A 19977-nucleotide genomic window follows, 5' to 3' on the forward strand; every position below is an offset into this window, starting at 1 on the left:
GCGTTCCTGACGACCTCGCCGAGGAGGCGGTATGACATGAACACCGCGAGCAAACTAGGTGCCTACGCCGTGGGGCTGGCCGTTGTCTTCGGTGGCGCCCTGGGCGTCGGGAACGCGGTCGGGGAGAGTGCCCCCGCACCGGTGCGGCCGAGCCATGGGAGCACCCACGCTCAGGTCAGCGCAAAACCGCAGGACGATACCCCCGGGGGGCTGCAGGTGTCCCAGAACGGCTACACCCTCAATCCGTTGACCACCGTCAAGGCCGGCGAACCCACCGATTTCCGGTTCACCGTGACCGGTCCCGACGGCAAGCCGGTGACCGACTATCAGGTTCAGCACGACAAGAAGCTCCATTTCATCGTGGTCTCGCGTGACCTGGCGACGTTCCAGCACCTGCACCCCGAACAGGCCGGCGACGGGGTGTGGTCGGTGAAGCTGACGCTGGCCGACCCTGGCGCCTACCGGGCCTACGCCGACTTCGCGCCCGCGGGCGGGAGCGGTCTGACCCTTGGCACGGATGTGCCGGTCGCGGGCGACTACCAGCCGCGGGCCCTGCCCGCGGTCACTCGTACGGCGCAGGTGGACGGTTACACGGTTTCCCTGACGGGCGACCTGGTTCCCGGGCAGGCGAGCAAGCTCACGCTGAGCGTGAGCAAGGACGGCAAGCCGGTGACGGATCTGCAGCCGTACCTGGGGGCGTACGGCCATCTGGTGGCGCTGCGCGCCGGGGATTTGGCCTATCTGCACGTACATCCGGAAGAGAGCGACAAGGCCGGCCCCGAGATCACCTTCTACGCCGAAGTGCCCAGCGGCGGCGACTACCGGCTGTTCCTGGATTTCCAGCACGCCGGCAAGGTACGCACCGCGGACTTCACCGCCCGAGCAGGGGCCGGACAGCCCAAGCCCGCGGCGGAGCCGAGCGTCAGCCCGTCCCACGGCGACGACCACACGCACTGAGCAGAAAGGGGGAGTGATGTCTTCCCTCACCGAAGGCAGAGCTGTCGAACTCACCATCGGCGGCATGACGTGCGCCTCGTGCGCCAATCGCATCGAGCGCAAGCTGAACAAGCTCGACGGCGTGACCGCGACCGTCAACTACGCGACGGAGAAGGCGAAAATCACCTTCCCCGAGGGCATTGATCCGCAGCAGCTGATCACCGAGGTGGAGAAGGTGGGTTACACCGCCGCTCTGCCCGCCCCGCCCAAGACCGAAGCGCAGCGGCAGGAGGAGCCGGCGGACGAGCTGCGGCCGCTGCGTCAGCGCCTGCGCACCGCGGTGGTGCTGAGCGTGCCGGTGGTGGCGATGGCGATGGTCCCGGCGCTGCAGTTCACCAACTGGCAGTGGCTGTCGCTGGTGCTGGCCGCGCCCGTGGTGGTGTACGCGGGCTGGCCCTTCCACAAGGCCGCCTGGACCAACCTCCGGCACGGCGCCGCCACCATGGACACGCTGATCTCGCTGGGCACGCTGGCCGCGTTCGGCTGGTCGCTGTGGGCCCTGTTCTTCGGCACCGCGGGCACGCCCGGTATGACGCATCCCTTCACGTTCACCATCGAGCGCTCCGACGGTTCGGGCAACATCTACCTCGAGACGGCGGCGGCGGTGACCGCGTTCATCCTGGCCGGTCGCTACTTCGAGGTCCGTGCCAAACGCCGCGCCGGCGCGGCGCTGAAGGCGCTGCTGGAGCTGGGCGCCAAAGAGGTCGAACTGGCCGACGGCCGCCGCATCCCCACCGAGCAGCTGCAGGTCGGCGACACCTTCGTGGTCCGGCCGGGCGAGAAGATCGCCACGGACGGTGTGATCGCCGAGGGCAGCTCCGCCGTGGACGCCTCGATGCTGACCGGCGAATCCGTGCCCGTCGAGGTGCGGCCCGGCGACGCGGTCACCGGCGCGACGGTGAACGCGGGCGGCCGCCTGATCGTCAAGGCCACCCGAGTGGGCGCCGACACCCAGCTGGCGCAGATGGCCAGACTGGTCGAGGAGGCGCAGACCGGCAAGGCGCAGGTACAGCGGCTGGCCGACCGCATCTCGGGGATCTTCGTACCGATCGTGATCGCGTTGGCGGTCGGGACGCTCGGATACTGGCTCGGCACGGGCAACGGCGTGGCGGCGGCGTTCACCGCGGCGGTCGCCGTGCTGATCATCGCCTGCCCCTGCGCGCTGGGCCTGGCCACGCCGACCGCGCTGCTGGTCGGCACCGGGCGGGGCGCCCAGCTGGGCATCCTGATCAAGGGGCCGGAAGTGCTGGAGTCGACCCGCAAGGTCGACACGATCGTGCTGGACAAGACCGGCACGGTCACCGAGGGCAAGATGACCCTGGTCGCCGTACACCTGGCCGAGGGGGAGAAGCGCGAAGAGGTCCTCAGGCTGGCGGGCGCGCTGGAGCACGCCTCCGAGCACCCGATCGCCCAGGCCATCGCCCGCGAGGCCCGATCCGACGCCACGGTGGAGGACTTCGCCAACGTGGAAGGGCTCGGCGTGCAGGGCATCGTGGACGGTCACGCGGTGCTGGTCGGCCGTCCCCGGCTGCTGGCGGAGTGGTCCCAGCACCTGCCCGTCGATCTGGAAGGCAAGCTCGCCGATGAGCAGGCCAAGGGCCGCACCGCGGTGGCGGTCGGCTGGGACGGCCAGGCCCGGGCGGTGCTGGTGGTGGCCGACGTGGTCAAGCCGACCAGCAAGCAGGCCATCGCCGACCTGCGGGCGCTCGGCCTGACGCCGGTGCTGCTGACCGGCGACAACGAGGCGGTGGCCCGTACGGTGGCGGCCGAGGTGGGCATCGACGAGGTCATAGCCGAGGTGCTGCCCGCCGACAAGGTCGATGCCGTCAAGAAGCTACAGGCCGAGGGCAAGGTCGTGGCCATGGTGGGTGACGGGGTCAACGACGCCGCCGCGCTCGCCCAGGCCGATCTGGGGCTGGCGATGGGCACCGGCACCGACGCCGCCATCGAGGCCTCCGACTTGACGCTGGTGAGGGGCGATCTACGGGTGGCGGCAGACGCGCTGCGCCTGTCCCGCCGCACGCTGTCGACCATCAAGGGCAACCTGTTCTGGGCGTTCGCCTACAACGTGGCCGCCCTGCCCCTGGCCGCGCTCGGCCTGCTCAACCCGATGATCGCGGGGGCCGCGATGGCGTTCTCCAGCGTGTTCGTGGTGAGCAACAGCCTGCGGCTGCGCCGCTTCAAGTAACCGCTCGCGTGGCCGAAGGCGCTCACCGCCTTCGGCCACTCAGTGGTGGTACTGGTGCACCACCGCATGGCCCTTGCCCCGGGAGATCAGCCACTTGTTCACCGGCGTCGTCACCACGAAGGCCACCACCAACGACCCGGCCAGCGATGCCCAGAACAGCCAGCTGGTCAGCCCCGCGTCCATGGCACCGGGCACGATCAGGACCACCGCGTTGTCCATGACCTCCATCACCGCGATGGAGACGGTGTCCGCGGCCAGCGCCACCTTCAACGCGTCGCGAAAGCCGAGTCCGGCCCGCAGCACGCCACGCATGGTCAGCCCGTAGCCGAACACGAAGGCCAACACCACCGACAGCACTACGGTGGTGAAGTTGGACAGGCCGGCGGCGGTGCCGATGACCATGCCCAGCACCTCGCCGATGGCGCATCCGGTCAGGCAGTGCAGGGTCGCCTGCGCGGCGATCGCCCACGTGGCGGCGGACGGGGCGGGGTGATCGCTGTGGTCCATGATGATGCTCCTTTGCTGCCGTCAGAGCTTGAGCATACTCACAGGGGGTATCTCTCCGGCAACGTGGTTCCGGCGGCGTGCATCCAGCTCGTCGGTTCGTAAACTGGCCGGGTGCCGAAGCTGTGGAACGAGACGATCGAGGCGCACCGCCGTACCGTGCATGACGCGATCCTGGACGCCACGGTCGCGTTGGTGCGGGAGCGTGGGCTTCTGGCGGTGACGATGTCGCAGATCGCCGAGCAGACCGGCATCGGCCGCGCGACGCTCTACAAGTACTTTCCCGACGTCCAGACCATCCTGCTGGCCTGGCACGGCCGCATGGTCGCCGGGCATCTGGAGCACCTCGCCCAGGCGGTGGAGCACGAGGACGACGCCGGACGGCGGCTCGACGTCATGCTGGAGACATACGCCTTGATGCGTCAGCGGATGGCGCGGCATGGCTTCAGCCCCGATCTCGTCCTGCTCCTGCACCGGTCCGAGGACGCCGGCCGCGCCCAGCGGCAGCTGCATGACATGCTGCGCGACGCGCTGACAGCTGCCGCGCGGGCCGGTGACGTACGTGACGACGTGGCGGCGGACGAGCTCGCCACCTTCTGCACGCACGCGCTGCAGGCGGCCGTCGACCTGTCCTCGGAGGCCGCGGTCAAGCGTCTCGTCTCGCTTACCTTGGCCGGGCTGCGACCATTCAGCGGCGGCGCCTGAGGTGGGTGGCGATCAGGACGGCTTTCGCCAGAGCCATCACCAGAATGACCCCCAGGACCGCGTCCGTGCCCAGTCCGGCCCACTGCGGGATCGTCAGCACCCCGGCCGCCAGCCCCGCGTGCACGGCCACGGCCAGAACGGCGGCCAGTACGAGGCCGAGCGTCAGGTAACGGCTCCGGCGCGGCGGGGCCGTGGCTGGGACGGGGCTTGTGGTTCCGTCGGGGCGGCGCCAGTCCACGCTCAGGTTGTCACGCCTGCCCATTCTGGTGATGTTCCTGGTGAGAAGGGCTTGGACGCGCTGTAACCGGTCCTCGTCCACGGCCTCGACGCGCACCGTCAATCCCTCCAGGGTGGCCCGCAGGGTGCAGGTGCCCCAGTCGAGGCTGATGGTGCCGTCCGTCTCCGACCACTCTGCTTTGACGCCCTTGGGCCTTTCGCCGCCTATGTGCGGGCCGTGGCCTGGGCCGGTGGGCAGGCCGTGGCCCATCTGGTCGGCGTGGCGGCAGAGCTGGACGAGATAGCGGCCGGCGCGATCGGTGGTGATGTGAGCTTCGGCGGATTGCATGACTGTCCTTTCGCGGTCTCAATAGTGAACACTGTGCATTCGATATATACACTATGTCTCGAAAAACTACGGCAGGAGTCCGCGCAGTCGTAGGGTGGCCGTATGGTGAAGACCGCGGCACGACAGCCGGTACCCGCCCGGCGCGCCGACGCCGAGCGCAACATCGCCGCGATCCTCCAGGCGGGGACCCGGCTGCTCAGCGCCGACCCCACGGCCAGCGTGGCCGACATCGCCAAGGCCGCCGGGGTGGGCAGAGTCACCCTTTACGGTCACTTCCCGTCACGGGAGGCGCTCGTGGACGCGGTGCTCGACCACGCGGTCGGCGTGGCGGAGGCGGTGCTGGCGGACGATTCGATCGACACGGCACCCGCGCCCGAGGCCATGGCCAACCTGCTGCGGTCGTCCTGGGAGATCCTCGACCGGCACCGCCGCCTGTTCCTGGCCGCCGACCGGACATTGGCCACGGAGCAGATCAGGAAGCACCACGACCGGCCGCTGCAGCGGGTGGAGCGGCTCATCGCGCGCGGTCAGCGCGCCGGTGACTTCCGTACCGACCTGCCCCTGGCCTGGCTGGTGACGACGTTCTTCTCGATCATCCACAGCGCGGCACAGGAGCGCGAGGCCGGGCGTCTGGCGGCCGAGGAGGTCGAGCCGGTGCTGGTCAAGACGATGCTGTCCCTGCTGTCCGAGCCCGCCTGACCACGGCCGTCGCGGGCTCCCTCCAGAAGCTCATCCCGAATGAACCCTACCCGCGTATGGTTCATGGGTGCTAACTTGAACATCACTGTTCGAGTTAAGGAGACTTCGGATGAGTCTTGGCATGCCTCCCGCCCACACACGCACGGGCGGGTGGGGCCTGCTCGTGCTGCTGTGCCTGGCCCAGTTCATGTTGATCGTCGACATCACGGTGGTGCAGGTGGCGCTGCCGACCATCGGTACGGACCTCGCGCTCGACCGCGAGTCGCTGACCTGGGTGGTGACCACGTACACGCTCTGCTTCGGCGGCCTCATGGTGCTCGGCGGGCGGCTCGCCGACGCGTGGGGCGCCCGCCGCACGCTCATGACGGGGCTGGGCCTGTTCACGGCGGCCTCGCTGGTGTGCGGGCTGGCCGGGAGCGGCACGATGCTCATCGCCGGGCGGGCGTTCCAGGGCGTCGGGGCGGCGCTGCTCTCCCCGGCGGCCCTGGCCGTCGTCACCACCACCTTCCACGGCGAACGGCGCGGCCGGGCGCTCGGCGTCTGGGCGGCCATCGGCGGTACGGGGGCGGCACTGGGCGTGCTGCTCGGCGGCGTGCTGACCGCCGGGCCGGGCTGGACGTGGGTGTTCATCGTCAACGTCCCGATCGGGCTGGTGGTGCTCGCCGCGGTGCCCGCCGTCGTACCGCCCATGCCCGGGCGGGGCGAGCGGGTCGACGTACCCGGCGCCCTGGTCGTCACGCTGGCGACGGCCCTGCTGATCTACGGGCTGGTAACGGCGGGCGACGCCGGCTGGGGCGCGGCGGGCACGGTGCTGCCGCTGGTGGGGGCCGTGCTGCTGTACGCGTTGTTCGTGGTCGTCGAGCGGTCGGTACGCTCCCCGCTCATGCGCGCCGAGACCCTGGCCAGACGGCCGGTGATCTCGGGGACGTTCGTCATGCTGATGGCTACCGGGCTGATGCTGGGGCTGTTCTTCCTCAGCTCGCTCTACCTCCAGAACGTGCTGCGGTTCAGCGCGCTGGAGACCGGGCTGCTGTTCCTGCCCGTGGCCATCGCGATCACGATCGGCGCGCAGCTCGGCGGCCATCTCATCGGCCGGATCGGCGGCCGGCCGGTGGCGGTGGCGTCCTTCGTGGTGACCGCGGCCGGGGCTGCGCTGATGACCCGCATCTCGCCCGACGCGAGCGCGTACACCACGCTGCTGCCCGGCTTCGTGCTGGCCGCCCTGGGGATCGGGCCGGCGTTCGTGACGGCCACCACCACGACCATGGCGAACATCCCGCCCGGCGAGAACGGCGTCGCCTCCGGCGTCATCAACACCTTCCACGAACTCGGCGGCTCGATCGGCGTGGCCGTCGTCTCCACGGTCGCCGCGTCCAGCCTCGTCCCCGGTTCGGCGGCGGGCATCGGCGGCTTCGTCTCGGGGCTCACGCTGTGCGCCGTGGTCGCGGGAGTCGCGGCAGCCGTCGCGCTGTGGCTGGTGCCACCGGGCAAGCCCGCGGCGGCGTTCGTCGGCCACGGCCACGGTCACTGACCTGCCGACCCAAACTTCTCACTCTTTTACCGCACGCCCCGGACGCGTCCTTGATCTCGATTTGACTACAGAGAGTCATATTTCAACTGCGAGACGTGGTCACATGTCGGCGTCCTTGAGCCCTTAGAACTCGTGGGGTCCTTCGAGCCACGGTCGCCTCTCACCTTTCCGTATGAACATCGGAGCAACGATGCGCAAACCGGGCCGCGTGCTCCAGGAGACCCATGCCCAGGCTCGCCGCGGCCGCCGCGGCGAACAGCCGGGTCACCGGGTCGCCTTCTTCCATCCGGATGACGATGCCGCTCCGGTCGGGCTCCTCGTCGTCCTGAAGGATCAGCCATTCGACCAGCTCCTTGAGCCGGCCGGGAGGCAGACATGACGCCCCTGCCTCAAGCTGCTCGATCGAGGCCTCGGTCAGGAACTCCAGGACCTTCCAGCGGATGGCGTCATCGGAGTCGAGGCCCAGGTTCAGCACCTGCGCGATGATGGGCCCGTGCCGTCCGTCGGCGTTGGCCAGCGCGACGGCGATCGCTTAGTAGCGGACGTTGCGGATCGGGCTGGTCAGGAGGGACGGGAGCTCGTCCATCATCGGGGCGGCGCGCTCTACCAGCTCCGACAGCAGCCAGGCGCCGGTCTCCTCGAACTCCTTGTCTGGCCTTTCGATCCGCTGCGCGTGCCCGACCTCGTAGCCCAATCTGCCTTCCTCATCTTTCCGCACCTCGAGGCTCTTCCGCCTTTGAGCGAACCAATCCCGTCATGCCGGATGACCATACCTCGACATTCAGGTAAATGCGCCATTTCCGCGCCATGGAATTGTGGCGGAAGAGGAGCGGAAGAAAAGCGGAAGAGCGGTCTCTTAGCATTCTCCATATGTCATTGCGGCCGGTGCGGCAGAAAGATCAATGGCACATTGGCGGAGGTATAACCGTGATCGCCCCCATGGTGCCGCCGATCCAGCGGAAGCCGGACCCTCTTCACTGAACCCGCACGGAGCCGACATGTCAGTACCCACACCAGAGCAGGACGCGGCGTTCCTGGCCGAGTACGTGGAACGCGGCCAGGAGGTCATTCGTGGCCTGTAAGCCGCGCAAATGGCGATCGGACAGCTCGAGGGTCGGGCGGAGAGCACCGACGGCCTGGTGTGGGCGACCGCCAATGGCCAGGGCCGGGTGACTCGGCTGAACATCAACCCGCGGGCGCTGCGAAAGAACGAGCGGGAGCTCGGCCGCGAGGTGACCGCGGTGCTCCAGGCGGCCCAGGGCGACGCCGCTCGACGAGACCTTCGGCCCGCGCGCTCTGCGCATGGGCAGCCAGGACCTGGCCGAGGAGGTCATGGCGACCCTCGACCTGGCGGGCGCCGCCGCCCAACGCCAGGCCGACGCCCTCCTGCGCGACGCTCTTCCCGGGTACGACCTGGAGCAGGCCGCCACCGATCACCAGAGCGTCATCGGTTACTGGCGCTGACCTACGACGCGGCGAGCGAGGTCTGGGCCGCCGGCGGCCGCCCAGACCAGTGCGTAGGCGGGAATGGGTTGTTCAGTAGGTGATGAATCCATACAGCGCCATATGGTTTGACTTCGTGCTGCTCACCGTGTGATCGATGCTCGACGGCCGTACGGTGCCCTTGACGAACAGATAGTCGATCTTTCTGGAGCCGGACGTCACCTTCGCGCCATAGCCGGTCATGCCGAAGCCGCCGAGCGTCGTGGCGGCGATGTTCGGGCGATTGGCGTCGATCCCGATCACCCGGATCGTCGACGCGTTCATCAGACTGGTGGCGTCCGCGCCGAGGTGGATGCCGGAGTTCGCGATGCCCGTGTCGCCCGCGCCCGCGCAGGCGTTCGCTCCGTTCTGTTCCGGGAGGTGCATAGTCGCGGCGAAAACCGTGGTCCCCGTCTCCTTGATCGTGAACTTCGCCGCGATAGCGCTCGTACGCTTCCATTTGTATGCGTTGGTGGTGCCGTCGTCGTTGCTCGGCGGCTTGTACAGCGTGCATCCGGCTCCGCCGCCGTACGATGTCCCCGGCTTTAACCAGCCCGCACTCCAATACGCTGAAATGTCGCCCGACGCCAGGCTCAGCGTTCGGGTGTTGTAGACGATGCCGTTGGTCTGCTTCTTCTTCAGATCGCCCAGCTCCTGCTCAGCGCACTTGTGCGTGGAGCCCCATGCCTCGGGGTCGTCCCAGGCCACGATCGCCTTGTAGGTGCCCGCCGGATATCCGAACTTGGCCGAGAGCTGGTCGGCGTAGGCCGTGGCCTGTCCGGTGCCGCGTACCTGCTGCACGATCAGGAGATCGGGAGCCTGCACACCGGAGGTGCCCGTCTTGCCGTTGTCGTCGACTAGCATCGACGTGAGGTGGTCCGGCGCGGAGACCCGGGTGCAGGAGCCGTCGGCGTTGTTCCGTACCAGGTTCTCGATGTTGTTGTTGTAGACACGCAGGACCCGATCCGCCGCGGCCGTGGGCGCTGCTTGCGCCTGCGCGATCGAGGTCGTGGTGGTGGCCAGCGCGAGGGCGGCCGCGAGCGCGATCGCGCCGGATGATCGATAAATGAACGACATGATCGCAGGGTAATGACCGACGCTGAGAGCACCCCGCGACCATGACAAGACGGACGACCCATCGAAGACGGGTCAGTCGGTCTCCCTCATACTCAGGCAAGCCCGGATCTTGGCCCAGCTGGTCATTCCATGGCGGGGAGATCGATGGGTAGGCCGAGTGGCGGGTCGTTGGCCAGGTCGAACGCGGCGGCGAGGATGCTGAGGACCTGAGGCATGGCCTGCGGCGCCAGCTCGTACTCGCCGCGCCGCCGTTGCGTGATCAGCCTGGCGCTCTGCAGCGCGCGCAGGTGGTGATAGAGCTGGCCGCTGGTGGTCTGCTCGCCGTCTCCGGCGAGGGACTCTTGGAGGTCGTTGCTGGTGCGCCGGCCTTGCTGTAGAAGCGCGGCGAGCAACGCCAGCCGCGGTCGGCTGCCAAGGGTCTCCAAGATGTGGGCCACCGGCGCCCAATCAGCCGACAGCAACTCGGCAAGGGAGAGCTGCCTGTCCCAGAGAGATTCGCCGGCGGCCAGCCGTGACGCTCCGATGTAGCCCACCGCCCCGAGCTTGTCCTCCTTCTTCGCCTGGCGAAGCATGCCGGTGGCCGCCGCGCTGAGGGACGGCGACTCCGGCGAGCGTCGCGGCGGGCCGACGGGGTCCAGCCGACTCTCCAGGTGGGCGATCCGGCGTTCGAGTGCGGTGAGTCTGTCCTCGCTCATGAGGCTCTCCTACGTAATTCCATTATTACGAAATAGCGTAGGGGGTGGGCGCGGGCATGGCAACGGGTGACGGCGGTCGCGAGAACGGGCAGGACCGCGAAAGACATCCACACGCCGAGTCCGCATGCGTTCGCTCCCGCCTCTCACGCGTGACGAGGCCCAGCCACGGCCACGTTGTCCGAGAACCTGCCCGATCGGGATCACGGACTGAGCGTTGGCGCTGATCGAACCCGCGTTCACCGCGTCGCTGAACGGCACCTGGGTCATACCCGCGGCCCCGATGCTGCGCTTACTGGCGCACATGGCCTGAAGGCCGCGGCCGCGCGGCCCTCAGGCCATAGAGGTTCCGGAGTGCGTGGTCAGCAAGCCGAGAGCCATCTGACGAACACGGCCCTGGACGGGATGCCGTTCGGCACCACCACGACGTGGTCCCACTCATAGACGATGCTCGGTCCCTCGTCGCCTTCGGCGGGCACCATGTTGGGCGAGTCCAGAGGGCTCTCGCCCGTGCTGCCCACGCTGGCCACCACCCGCTGCTGGGCGTCCATGAAGACGAGCTGGCTGTGCCAGACGTCGGCGTGCCTGGTGAAGTCGGTGTCGCTCACGGCGTGCACGTGTACGCGAGTAGTGCCGCTCTCGATATAGACGTAACTGGGAAACTCCAGGTGGCAGTCCCCGACCTTCCACGGGCTGCCGAACGCCCCTCGCGCGAAGAGCGAGCTCGACGTGAGCGAGAGAATCCTGGAGTCGGTGGCGGCGTCCGCGGAGGCTGGGCTTGGGATGCCGAGCATGGCGGTGAGCGAGACGATCGCGGCGACGGTGAAGAGACGCGTTGAGATGCGCATGGATCCCCCTGAAAGGCAGTCTTGCCCTTTAGGCGTTCCACGTCGTTCCTTCATGGTTCAGGGCGGTCGCCCGGCTTGCCACTGCTATCCCCAGTCCAATACAGAGCATTTCTACCTACGCGCCCGGCTGAGTGACTGACGATTTGATGGACGATGCCTTTTCGCTTCAACCCTCGGAGCCCGTGCCGGTCGTTATCGTTGCGTGGGCATCGAGGCCATGAAGGTACGGGCGAGGCGGTCGATCTCGTCGTCCCTGGAGGCCTCGTCGACGCGCTGATCTCGGTCGATCCGGCCGCGTTCGGCTTTCAGCCGGCGCTCCTCCTCGCGGAGCCTGATCTCGTACTCGCCGGTCGTCTGCCGGGTGGTGAAGTTCAGTTCGGCCTCGTGGCAGGCTGAGCCCGCGCGCAGCTCCTGAGTGAGGAGGCGGTCGTACTCGGTCTTGCCGTTCAGCATCTTCGAGATGATCGGCATGCAGTCGAGTAGGACGAAGATGATGCGCAGCAACCAGTGGGCGAAGGTGACCATGCCGCTCTGGCCGGCGACCGTACCCAGCGCCTCCCATCGGTCCAGCAGGCCGATGTCGTTGTAGGCGCGCCTCGTCTCCTCGACGTGCTCGGCGTTCTTCTTGCTGAGAGTCTTTGAGCGTTCCTTTTCGGCGCTGTTCTGATCGGCCGCGAGAGAGTCGATCTCGTCCTTCCGCTCTGCGATTTCCTTCTGCTGTTTGGGGATGTCATGGCTGGTGACGAAGGCCTTGAGATCGTCCGTATAGACCTTGCACCGGGGACCGTGGCCCGCCAAACCTGTGGTCCGATTCGCGACCTTGATCCCGCTACACTCCCGGTTGCGGATTGCCTCCAGGTCCTCGCGGCGTTTTATGTCCGCCGCCAGCCGATCTTCCGCGTCCTTGAGGATGCTCTTACTCTGTGTGATGTTGCGTTCGATAGCGACTGCCTGCTCGCCGCCGTCCAGGAAATAGCCGCTGCAGTTGACACCCGAAGGCGCCGGTCCTGTCGGGGGGTTGCATTGCTTGTACCGGCTCTCCGTCAGGCTGATCGCCTGGTCGCGCTCGACCATGATCTGCCGGTCGAGCCGTTCCTGGAATAGCTTCAGGGTCAGGGGTTCGGCGATGAAGATCCCGATGACAACGGCGAGGGCAAGGCGGATGAGCACGTTGCCCCAGCGGGACCAGCCGTCAGCGTCGCCATGGAGGCTGGTGATCAGGAATCTGTCGATGTTGGCGATGATCAGGCCCCACAGCACCGCCATCGGCACCAGGTAGAGCAGGGACACCTGCGAGAGCAGGGTCAGCGCGCCCAGCATGGAAGCGCCCGCGATAAGCGCGGTGCTGACCACGATTCCGCCGAGGCTGGTATAGCGGGAACGTTCCTGCGGGACACTTGCCAGGATCTTCTCGTCGACTCCGGTGAACCGACGCAGGAACGTCCCGAGAGTGAGCTGTTCCCGGCGCCGAGGGTGTCGCCCGTGCTGGTCGGCCGCCTTGGATCCGTGGAGGATGTCAACCACGGACGTCCTCCTCCATGAAGAAATCGTCGTCGGTGTCGCCCGTCGTCACCTCGGCGCGGGCCTCGTAGGCGGGTCCTTCGAGGTTCTTCACCTCCGCCTCCGGTTCGACGTCGTCGAAGGTGGCCAGCAGTTCCTTGCCGGTCGTCTCGTTGAACAGGCCCTGGGCAATCGCCGTCCGGACGACGTCGGCCCGGGCGCGGGCCTGAACGACCTGCAACTCGTGCTCGCGTTGGACCCTGCGCTCGATAGCGCTGTATCCACGGTCGCCCAGGGCGGCGTAACGGTCGGCGACCTGCTGGTGGCTGAGACCCTGAACCGTGGCGTACAGGCCTTCGGCGGCGCCGGGACCGCTGTTCAGGAAGTCCCGGACCTTCGTGGCTTCGGTGATCTGCTGATCCCGGTCGAGGGCCGCCTCCTGCCGGGTGAAGTCGTTGGCGCTGTGGCCCGTGGCGTGCAGGTAATCCTGCTCATCGAGTTCGAAGTCACGGTCGAGCTTGCGCTTGGCGTCGCGGAGGCCGTGTTCGCCCTGGATGTTGTGCAGGCTGGTTTCGTAGCGCCGCCGCCCATGGGCGATCTCGTCGGGGGCGTACACATCGAGGCCGGTGAACTCGGCCGACATACCGGGCAGTACACACGGCACCACGGTCGTGTAAGCCTTCACCTGGGCATGCACGATCGTCCACAACTCGTGGACCTCGTCCAACCCGTAGCTTCGGCCGAGTTCGAAGAGCTTGTGGTAGGCCCGGATGTAAGTGATCAGGTGCTCGGTGACGTCGGTCAGGCCGGCTCGCACCACCTCGATCGGTTCGTCGACCGTGCAGCGGAACTGCGCCGCGACCGTGAAGTCATGGGCGCCGGAGGAGTTGATCGACACGTGGATCGTCACCGGGTGGTCCTTGGCCACGTCCACGACGCTGACGCTGTCGCCGTGCAGCACGTGCGGTTCGTCGCCGCGCAGTCGCCGGTCGCCCAGCACGAACGTGCCGTCGTATTCGAAGACGAGCCGCTGGTGCGGGAGCTGGCGGGGCAGGCTGGAGATCAGGCGCCGGGGTTTGCTCAGGAACCCTTGCTTGGCGACAGGATCAAGGGGGATCTGGCTGATCACGGGGTAGCTCATGGACGCTTTCCAATGGTGTCGAGGGACAGTACGGCCGGGCTCAAGAAGATGCGGAGCAACGACAGGAGAATCTCCAGCCGGTTCTCGTCGGTGTTGCGGGAGATGGCGTATCGCCGCAGGTCATGGGCCAGTAGCGGCCGTTCCTTCTCAGGGAGCGCCGCCACCAGTGCTGCGAACAGGGCACGGACACGGTCGCGGTCATCGTCGTCGCGCTCGTCGAGGGCGCAGACGGCGTCGTACAGGGCGGCCAGTGCGGCCCTGCGGTGCGGGCGCTTGACCAGAACCGCGGACCAGAGTTTGGCGAGGGGGGCAGCCGATTCAGGGCGACTGCGTAGGTGAGCGGTGACGGTGGGGATCCCGACGCCGTCCGCGCGAGCCGACAGGACACTCAGGATGGCCCGAATCAGCGGGTCGACCGCACGGCCGATCCGCCTGTCGTTGCTGATCTGACGCGCCAACCAGTCGAGCATCGGGAGGGCGTTGCCGGTGGCCTCGGTCAGCGCTGCGAACAGACGGGCCAGTGCGATCTCCGCATGCCGGACAGGCTTCTCACTGTCTCTGATCTGCAGCCAGAGCAACCGGGCCGCCTCCAGCGGGAACCGGATGCCCAGCTCACCGGACCAGGCAAGGGTGGCGGTGAATTTGGGTCTGGCGGCGGACGCCCTCGTCCACAAGCTGACCGTACGCAGAACCTCCGGACGGGTCGTCTCGTCCAGGCACAACCATGAGACGGCCATCGCGGCGGTGGCCTGGCTGCGCATGACGCCCCTTCCGCGGGCCCAGGGGGTGAGAAAGGTGCTTTCGACGTACGAGTAGTCCGCGACGGAGGCCAGAATCGCCACGCCCCTGGCGATCTCCGCCTGTGCGCTCGGGTCGCGTAGCGCGGCGCACTCATGCAGCCATTCGGTGACCGGATCCCATAACCGCATGCCGTGCCGCTGGTACAGCTCCCGCATCACATGTGTTCGATGACCCCCGACCTTGAACTCCAGCCGGCGTCCCGGCGACAGGCTGAAAAGGGAGCCCTCTGCCACCCGGAGCAGGCGGCGGCTCGGCATTGGATCATCAGCCGAGATGGCATCCGCTTTTTCCACGCCCATACCGGCGATGGATTCCAGCCGGGCGAGCAACGACTCGAAGCCGCTTTCCGGGAGGCCGGCGGTGAAGGCCATGGCGGCCATCTCGAAGAGCTCACCTCGAGTACGCGCGCCATCGAACCAGGCGACCACGTCGCGCCGCCCGGCGGACTCCAGCTTGCCGAGCGCATCGGCCAGCGGAGCCCCTGAGGCCAGACCACGCGCCAGTGTCACCACGTCGGTCATGGCATGGTCGGTGGTGATCTGGGCGGCCGCCTCGTCAGCGACCTCTGGTGCCACCTGGTGAGCCAGCAGGACGTCGCGGGCCGGCGGCGGTAGCCACGGTATTTGGTCTCCTTCGGGCAGCGAAGTAGCCGTCCCAGTGATCACCAGGTAAGCCCCGGCATCGCGCACGCGGCGCCTGATCTCCCGTACGTGAAAGTCGGCGATGCTCCCGTCAACGTCGTCCTTGGGCCAGTCGCACAGTAAATAGCCGTGAGCCTTCCGGTATTCGCGGGCGGCCAGCTTCTCCAGCGTGTAGCCCGGGCTGAGTTCCACCACCACCTCGCGTCGTCCCCCGACGAAGTCATGAAGCAGATTGAGCGCCGCCGTCCGGCGGCCGGTGCCGGCCTTGCCGATCAAGGCCACCATGTTGCAGCTCCCCAGCTGTTCGGCGGCGGCCTCGTAGCTGGCGTGGCGCACGTAGCAGGTGCGGGCCTCCGCCATCTCGTACGGGGATACGGGTCCGGATGTGCGGCGGGACTTGGGGTGGGAACCCGAGATGCCGAAAGAGGCTCCCCCGATGTTGCCGTGGATGTGGTTGATGACGGTCTGGACCTGGGAGACCTGCGCGAAACTTTCGTCCGTCGCCTCGGCCTGATCAGCCAACTCGACCGGCGTGGCCTCATCGCCGACCAGGACCCCCTCGGCCGGCGAGTCAGTTTCGGATGCCAAAGTTGATCTCCTCACCAGATATGGGAGCGGTGATCAGGTTGACGGTCATCTGCTTGGCGTTGAACTGCTGCACGAACTGCTCCGCGGTGGCGTCGGCACGCACCAGCTTCTCCAGAGACTCCAGCAGGTCATCGCGCGACTCCGGGGCGGCCGGCCGGCCCTGCTCGGATCGGAACTCCTTGATCTTCGCGAGCAGTCTCCGGGCGCCACCGAGCCCGGTCTCGGTGCCGTAGGCGCCGAGACGTTCGAGGGCGCCGCCAGCGATCAGCGCCCACAGGGTGTCGGCGACCTCGGGCAGGTTGTCCATGTCGAGGGTCCCTTTCTGCTTCAGGTCTTCTGCGGGAATCCACATCCAAGCGATCTCGGTGCGTTCCTTGGTCGGCACTTCCAGCCGGATGAAGGACTCTGGTCGGTAGGAGGTGTGGCGTTGCCGGACGACGTCCTCATAGAGCCGATCGGTGAGGATCAACACCAGGTCGGCGCGCGGGTTCACCTTCAGGGCGAGACGGGCGGCCTTCGCGTCGAGCAGCCGGCAGGTGGTCACGACGACCTGGCCGACGAAGCCCATCGCGCCACGCTTCACGACGCCGTGGCCGATAGAGATGCGTATCCGCAGGCGGGAGTCGTCTCGGCGTTCGCGGTTGTAGTCATGGAGCGCCTTGCGCACGCGGCGGATCAGGTCGTCGATGACCCGGAGTTCGGGCTCCCCTTCGGGGAGGACGCTGACCTCACCGTCGCCGGCCTCCTGGCGGGTCCAGGCCTCGCGGCGCAGGCCGGCCTCTCGTGCGCCACGGTCCATGACCTGGGCCAGACCTGACTGGATCGAATCGTGCCGCAGGTCGTCGCCGCGGCCGTATCCCTCCGCGTCGACCGCCACGACCAAGCGGCGGCTGAAATCATCATCGAGCATCACGTCACCTTGTGGTTGCGAGAAGGATCGACCAGAGTGGTCGGGGAGATCGTCGGGGACAGAGTCTGGCGAAGATCGCGTCGCCTGAAGACGTACCAGTACGCTTTACCGGAAATTGGCTAGACCGATTGGGTCGATGACGATCTTCCGGCGATGGCTGGGGTCGATCAGTTCAAGGTCCTTGAAACGTCGGATGGCTTTGAAGACAGCGTCTTTTCTGGCCCCGACAAGATTGGCGATCTCCTCATGGGTGAGATCGACTCCGAGGTCCCGTTTTCCGTCGCCCCTGTCGGCTCCGTGCCGGCCGGAGATTTCCATGAGCACGTTCGCGACCCGTACCGGCACGCTGAACTGGGCGAAGTCAGTTCTTCTCCGGTTGGCCCAATCGAGCCGGTCGGCGATCATTCTGGCCAGCGCATTCCAAGCCGCCGGGTGGCGATCGAGGAAGTCGGTGAACGCCTGTGCGCGGATGACGTGCACCAACATAGGACTGCACGTGGTCACCATGGCCGATCTCGGCTGTCTGCGCAGCGCTGCAAGTTCGCCGACCACGTCGCCGCTGACGCGGATGCCCAGCATGGCCGCCCCGCCCGATTCCAAGTAGGCCGTCACCTTCACACACGCCGTGAGCGGCTGGTTGGGAATGGATCTCAGCAGATAAACCTCGGACCTTTTTCGATCTCCTTGGGAGATGAGCGGCTCGCCGGCTTCTCGCGAGGACGACGGTGCGAGAGCCAGAAGTTCTGTCCGGTCCTCCGGGCTAAGTCTGTCCATAAGGGTGCCAATGGGCCATCTAGCCGGAATATGATCATTTGTCACGGGTTATGCGCCTTGGAGTCATTGATGTGAAGCTTTTAGAAGTTACACCCTGAAATAGCCATAGGCCAGCTGTTAAACGATCTTCGGACTAGCTATTTGTGGCATTTTGTCCACCTACTTCCTAAAAAGGGTGGAGAATTCGGGGGGGAACGGAACAATGTTCCTGTGATTGGCGTGAATCGCTGGAATGTTGGTGCTGATCTGCGACTTATGTCCTTGTAGGGTCGCTCATCAGGGGTTTCTGCGGCATCTGTACTAATCCGGCCCGCGCTCGCTTCGACAGCCGGCTTGTCACCTACCTCACCGATCCCGGGACCACCCAACTGCCCGCCGCACCGGGGCGGGCCCGCCTGGACCGCACAGCGTGATCGCGCCATGCTTGTGCTGGCCCTGCACGGGAGGAGCGACGCCATAACTCGTCCCACTTCTGATCGACCAGCTACTGGCGGGCGATCGCGGCGTTCCGCCCCTTGAAGTCGGGCAGTTTCACTGTGCCCGCACGCGAGGCCGCGCAGCACGGGCTCGCGCACCAACTGCGCAGCATCGAGGGCGGCCATGATCTCGGGGTCGCGCGTGCGGCGGTTGAGTTGTGTCACGCCTGGTGGTTTCCGCTGCTCGTCTTCTCCGGCACCACCAGCCCGAGGCCGAATTGGTGTGCGCCTGGCCGATCCTGTTGCCGACGCCGTGTTGCCCAGCTTCTGGCCGACCACTATGGGCACAGCGCTTACTGACGGGCTCTCAAGAGACGGCTCGAACCGGTGCTTGCCGACTGCGACAGAACGGACCGACAGGCGGACATGACGGAGCTGTCCACGCGCCTGCTGCTCGAGGAGGTCGGGTGGCCGTGGCGGATCCCGCACAGCAGTGATCTGCTCGCGCGCGGGGCGGACGGTTCACGTGACCGCTGACAGCCGTGAAGGCCGAGCGCATAGTCAACGTGGCGGTTGCGAACCGCGTGGCGCGCTGGATTAAGAATGGGGAATTGGCGGGCGATCTAGGTCGATTCTCGACAGCGTGATGAACAGCCAGCCGACGTTGATCGCCACTCCACACCCCTACAGCGCCGTGCAAATGGCGCAATAAACGCCGACTGCGAATGTCCGGAAAATGTCCGGTCCCTGCCCTTGGCCGGGTCATCAGCGAGGAGGAATGTGGCAGTCAACCCGGCTTTGGGCCAGCTGGAACGGAAGAAGGAGAAGACCATGAGTACGAAAATCATGCGGATGGTGTCAGCAGTCGCTGCCACAGCCGTGCTGGCATTAGGCATGGCCGCCTCCCCCGCACAAGCGCACACGGTTAAGCCGGGAAACGAGTGGGGTTTCGCGGAGCTCAGTGCCAACCACGCGAACCTGAATGTCTGCCGGATCCTGGGGCACTATCCCGATTCAGACGTCTGGGGCACAGTAAAGTACCTCCACTCGGGCGTCGTATCTCTCGTACGTTATGACGCGCCAACGAACAGCGGCTTGTGTTACAAGCACAACCTAGCGGCCAGCAACGTCATCGAGGTCAGGTTCTGTTGGCGGCCCTCAGGGGCGAACAACAACTGTACGGCGTGGCAGGCCGCCTGACCTCTCTCCTGCGGGGCGTTGCCACGCCTTCGCGCCACGTCAGGAGCCCCGCCGTCGGCATCTCCACGGTCGCTGCCGACGCTCGGGGCGGTCAGCCGTCCGTGAGCTGCGCGCTACCTCTGGAGTGCTACGGCAGCATCCCCACCAGCGCGGCCAACTCGGGGTCGCTTTCGTACCGGCGCCGGTGCAGGTCGGCGATCTTCGATCCCATCTGCGGGTCGTCATCGTCGGTGATGTCGTACGAGTCATACTTCTCGACCAGCGGCATGCCGATCCGGTCGGTGCGCGTGCGCCGGATGCGTCAGGTACTCCCAGTAGCCGTCGAGGTCCTCGATGACGAACACGCCGCCCCAGTCGAAATCGCTTCCGTAGTCGCGGCCGACGACGAACGACTTCACCGCCGAGATGACCCGGCCCTGGTCGCGCATGCTCTCCAGCGCCTCTTCGACCTGCTCCTGCGTCACGTCCGCCGTGGCCTTCATGCGGATGCTGTGGTAGATCATCGTGCTCCTCTTCATAGGCGGTGCCCGACGCCATGGAGCAAAAGGTCCCGCGCGTCAGCCGACTATGAACGAGCCTGGTGTCTCGTCGCATCGGTACGAGTTGCCTATTCGATGGCAATGGCGCGTAGGCACATGCCCGCCAGGCCGAAGCCGGTGAGCACGACTCCCGGCCGACCGCAATTCAAGCTCGCTCTTCAGCAATCTCCCGCATCGACT

At 66.9% G+C, this 19977-nt stretch carries 21 protein-coding genes and 1 pseudogene; 8 read left to right on the forward strand and 14 right to left on the reverse strand.

The annotated features are described in order from the left end of the window. Positions 1 to 36: 36 nt before the first annotated feature. A complete protein-coding gene (locus tag AB0B61_RS11380; protein WP_358430872.1) occupies positions 37 to 957 on the forward strand; it encodes a hypothetical protein in 921 nt (306 codons plus the stop codon). 16 nt (positions 958 to 973) lie between these two features. Beyond that, a complete protein-coding gene (locus tag AB0B61_RS11385) occupies positions 974 to 3184 on the forward strand; it encodes a heavy metal translocating P-type ATPase (protein WP_358430873.1) in 2211 nt (736 codons plus the stop codon). Positions 3185 to 3223: 39 nt separating this feature from the next. Here AB0B61_RS11385 and AB0B61_RS11390 read toward each other — a convergent pair whose 3' ends face one another. Then, complete coding sequence (locus tag AB0B61_RS11390; protein ID WP_358430876.1) at positions 3224 to 3691, reverse strand: DUF4396 domain-containing protein; 468 nt, start codon at positions 3689 to 3691, stop codon at positions 3224 to 3226. Positions 3692 to 3802: 111 nt separating this feature from the next. Between AB0B61_RS11390 and AB0B61_RS11395 the strand changes: the two genes are divergently transcribed. After that, on the forward strand, positions 3803 to 4393 hold the full coding sequence (locus AB0B61_RS11395; RefSeq protein WP_358430878.1) for a helix-turn-helix domain-containing protein: 591 nt from the start codon (positions 3803 to 3805) through the stop codon (positions 4391 to 4393). Here AB0B61_RS11395 and AB0B61_RS11400 read toward each other — a convergent pair. Continuing rightward, positions 4377 to 4958: a DUF2218 domain-containing protein gene (locus AB0B61_RS11400; protein ID WP_358430880.1), complete on the reverse strand. Its 582-nt coding sequence runs from the start codon at positions 4956 to 4958 to the stop codon at positions 4377 to 4379. The genes AB0B61_RS11395 and AB0B61_RS11400 overlap by 17 nt on opposite strands. Before the next feature lie 102 nt (positions 4959 to 5060). Here AB0B61_RS11400 and AB0B61_RS11405 point away from each other — a divergent pair, with 102 nt between their 5' ends. Together AB0B61_RS11405 and AB0B61_RS11410 are read left to right on the forward strand one after the other, a co-directional pair. Continuing rightward, on the forward strand, positions 5061 to 5657 hold the full coding sequence (locus AB0B61_RS11405) for a TetR/AcrR family transcriptional regulator (protein WP_358430882.1): 597 nt from the start codon (positions 5061 to 5063) through the stop codon (positions 5655 to 5657). 109 nt (positions 5658 to 5766) lie between these two features. Further along, entirely contained in the window at positions 5767 to 7188 is a 1422-nt protein-coding gene (locus AB0B61_RS11410; RefSeq protein WP_358430884.1) for an MFS transporter, read from the forward strand. A 160-nt stretch (positions 7189 to 7348) separates the two neighbouring features. On the opposite strand, the gene AB0B61_RS11415 is transcribed toward AB0B61_RS11410, so the two are convergent. Together AB0B61_RS11415 and AB0B61_RS11420 are read right to left on the reverse strand one after the other, a co-directional pair. Further along, positions 7349 to 7663 carry a hypothetical protein gene (locus AB0B61_RS11415; protein ID WP_358430886.1) on the reverse strand — a complete coding sequence of 105 codons (315 nt, stop codon included), beginning with the start codon at positions 7661 to 7663 and terminating at the stop codon, positions 7349 to 7351. 57 nt (positions 7664 to 7720) lie between these two features. Then, entirely contained in the window at positions 7721 to 7906 is a 186-nt protein-coding gene (locus AB0B61_RS11420) for a hypothetical protein (RefSeq protein WP_358430889.1), read from the reverse strand. A gap of 373 nt (positions 7907 to 8279) precedes the next feature. On the opposite strand from AB0B61_RS11420, the pseudogene AB0B61_RS11425 reads away from it, so the two are divergent. Continuing rightward, positions 8280 to 8447: pseudogene (locus AB0B61_RS11425) on the forward strand (YbaB/EbfC family nucleoid-associated protein); the annotation flags it as partial. 43 nt (positions 8448 to 8490) lie between these two features. After that, complete coding sequence (locus AB0B61_RS11430) at positions 8491 to 8652, forward strand: hypothetical protein (RefSeq protein WP_358431392.1); 162 nt, start codon at positions 8491 to 8493, stop codon at positions 8650 to 8652. Between the two features lie 72 nt (positions 8653 to 8724). Here the strand turns inward: AB0B61_RS11430 and AB0B61_RS11435 are convergent, their stop codons facing one another. From AB0B61_RS11435 to AB0B61_RS11470, 8 genes are all read right to left on the reverse strand, one after another. After that, on the reverse strand, positions 8725 to 9795 hold the full coding sequence (locus AB0B61_RS11435) for a hypothetical protein (protein WP_358430891.1): 1071 nt from the start codon (positions 9793 to 9795) through the stop codon (positions 8725 to 8727). Positions 9796 to 9869: 74 nt separating this feature from the next. Beyond that, a complete protein-coding gene (locus AB0B61_RS11440; RefSeq protein ID WP_358430893.1) occupies positions 9870 to 10442 on the reverse strand; it encodes a helix-turn-helix domain-containing protein in 573 nt (190 codons plus the stop codon). A 359-nt stretch (positions 10443 to 10801) separates the two neighbouring features. Further along, positions 10802 to 11287 (reverse strand): hypothetical protein, encoded by a 486-nt coding sequence (locus tag AB0B61_RS11445; protein WP_358430894.1) that lies wholly within the window; start codon positions 11285 to 11287, stop codon positions 10802 to 10804. Between the two features lie 192 nt (positions 11288 to 11479). After that, entirely contained in the window at positions 11480 to 12811 is a 1332-nt protein-coding gene (locus AB0B61_RS11450) for a DUF4407 domain-containing protein (protein ID WP_358430897.1), read from the reverse strand. Continuing rightward, positions 12804 to 13928, reverse strand: coding sequence for a hypothetical protein (locus AB0B61_RS11455; RefSeq protein WP_358430899.1), 1125 nt, complete (start codon positions 13926 to 13928; stop codon positions 12804 to 12806). Before AB0B61_RS11455 ends, AB0B61_RS11450 begins: the two co-directional genes overlap by 8 nt. Then, positions 13925 to 15958, reverse strand: coding sequence for a hypothetical protein (locus AB0B61_RS11460; RefSeq protein WP_358430901.1), 2034 nt, complete (start codon positions 15956 to 15958; stop codon positions 13925 to 13927). Before AB0B61_RS11460 ends, AB0B61_RS11455 begins: the two co-directional genes overlap by 4 nt. After that, complete coding sequence (locus AB0B61_RS11465; protein ID WP_358430903.1) at positions 15942 to 16868, reverse strand: hypothetical protein; 927 nt, start codon at positions 16866 to 16868, stop codon at positions 15942 to 15944. The genes AB0B61_RS11460 and AB0B61_RS11465 overlap by 17 nt, the downstream gene beginning before the upstream one ends. Positions 16869 to 16973: 105 nt before the next feature. Then, positions 16974 to 17642 carry a Crp/Fnr family transcriptional regulator gene (locus tag AB0B61_RS11470; protein ID WP_358430905.1) on the reverse strand — a complete coding sequence of 223 codons (669 nt, stop codon included), beginning with the start codon at positions 17640 to 17642 and terminating at the stop codon, positions 16974 to 16976. A 1196-nt stretch (positions 17643 to 18838) separates the two neighbouring features. Here AB0B61_RS11470 and AB0B61_RS11475 point away from each other — a divergent pair. Then, positions 18839 to 19258 (forward strand): hypothetical protein, encoded by a 420-nt coding sequence (locus AB0B61_RS11475; protein ID WP_358430908.1) that lies wholly within the window; start codon positions 18839 to 18841, stop codon positions 19256 to 19258. A 127-nt stretch (positions 19259 to 19385) separates the two neighbouring features. Here AB0B61_RS11475 and AB0B61_RS11480 read toward each other — a convergent pair whose 3' ends face one another. Both AB0B61_RS11480 and AB0B61_RS11485 read right to left on the reverse strand, forming a co-directional pair. Then, positions 19386 to 19526 carry a hypothetical protein gene (locus AB0B61_RS11480; RefSeq protein WP_358430910.1) on the reverse strand — a complete coding sequence of 47 codons (141 nt, stop codon included), beginning with the start codon at positions 19524 to 19526 and terminating at the stop codon, positions 19386 to 19388. Then, positions 19504 to 19761, reverse strand: coding sequence for a Dabb family protein (locus AB0B61_RS11485; protein WP_358430913.1), 258 nt, complete (start codon positions 19759 to 19761; stop codon positions 19504 to 19506). The genes AB0B61_RS11480 and AB0B61_RS11485 overlap by 23 nt, the downstream gene beginning before the upstream one ends. Positions 19762 to 19977: the final 216 nt, after the last annotated feature.

Source organism: Nonomuraea sp. NPDC049158, assembly GCF_040648335.1.
Taxonomy (GTDB): Bacteria; Actinomycetota; Actinomycetes; order Streptosporangiales; family Streptosporangiaceae; genus Nonomuraea.

What these genes read in the sequence shown, in the direction of transcription:
- AB0B61_RS11405 (WP_358430882.1), top strand. Translation starts at nt 5,061, where the DNA reads ATGGTGAAGACCGCGGCACGACAGCCGGTACCCGCCCGGCGCGCCGAC.
- AB0B61_RS11455 (WP_358430899.1), bottom strand. Translation starts at nt 13,928, where the DNA reads ATGAGCTACCCCGTGATCAGCCAGATCCCCCTTGATCCTGTCGCCAAG.
- AB0B61_RS11385 (WP_358430873.1), top strand. Translation starts at nt 974, where the DNA reads ATGTCTTCCCTCACCGAAGGCAGAGCTGTCGAACTCACCATCGGCGGC.
- AB0B61_RS11440 (WP_358430893.1), bottom strand. Translation starts at nt 10,442, where the DNA reads ATGAGCGAGGACAGACTCACCGCACTCGAACGCCGGATCGCCCACCTG.
- AB0B61_RS11430 (WP_358431392.1), top strand. Translation starts at nt 8,491, where the DNA reads ATGGGCAGCCAGGACCTGGCCGAGGAGGTCATGGCGACCCTCGACCTG.
- AB0B61_RS11485 (WP_358430913.1), bottom strand. Translation starts at nt 19,761, where the DNA reads ATGATCTACCACAGCATCCGCATGAAGGCCACGGCGGACGTGACGCAG.
- AB0B61_RS11470 (WP_358430905.1), bottom strand. Translation starts at nt 17,642, where the DNA reads ATGGACAGACTTAGCCCGGAGGACCGGACAGAACTTCTGGCTCTCGCA.
- AB0B61_RS11480 (WP_358430910.1), bottom strand. Translation starts at nt 19,526, where the DNA reads ATGCCGCTGGTCGAGAAGTATGACTCGTACGACATCACCGACGATGAC.
- AB0B61_RS11410 (WP_358430884.1), top strand. Translation starts at nt 5,767, where the DNA reads ATGAGTCTTGGCATGCCTCCCGCCCACACACGCACGGGCGGGTGGGGC.
- AB0B61_RS11445 (WP_358430894.1), bottom strand. Translation starts at nt 11,287, where the DNA reads ATGCGCATCTCAACGCGTCTCTTCACCGTCGCCGCGATCGTCTCGCTC.
- AB0B61_RS11390 (WP_358430876.1), bottom strand. Translation starts at nt 3,691, where the DNA reads ATGGACCACAGCGATCACCCCGCCCCGTCCGCCGCCACGTGGGCGATC.
- AB0B61_RS11465 (WP_358430903.1), bottom strand. Translation starts at nt 16,868, where the DNA reads ATGCTCGATGATGATTTCAGCCGCCGCTTGGTCGTGGCGGTCGACGCG.
- AB0B61_RS11400 (WP_358430880.1), bottom strand. Translation starts at nt 4,958, where the DNA reads ATGCAATCCGCCGAAGCTCACATCACCACCGATCGCGCCGGCCGCTAT.
- AB0B61_RS11380 (WP_358430872.1), top strand. Translation starts at nt 37, where the DNA reads ATGAACACCGCGAGCAAACTAGGTGCCTACGCCGTGGGGCTGGCCGTT.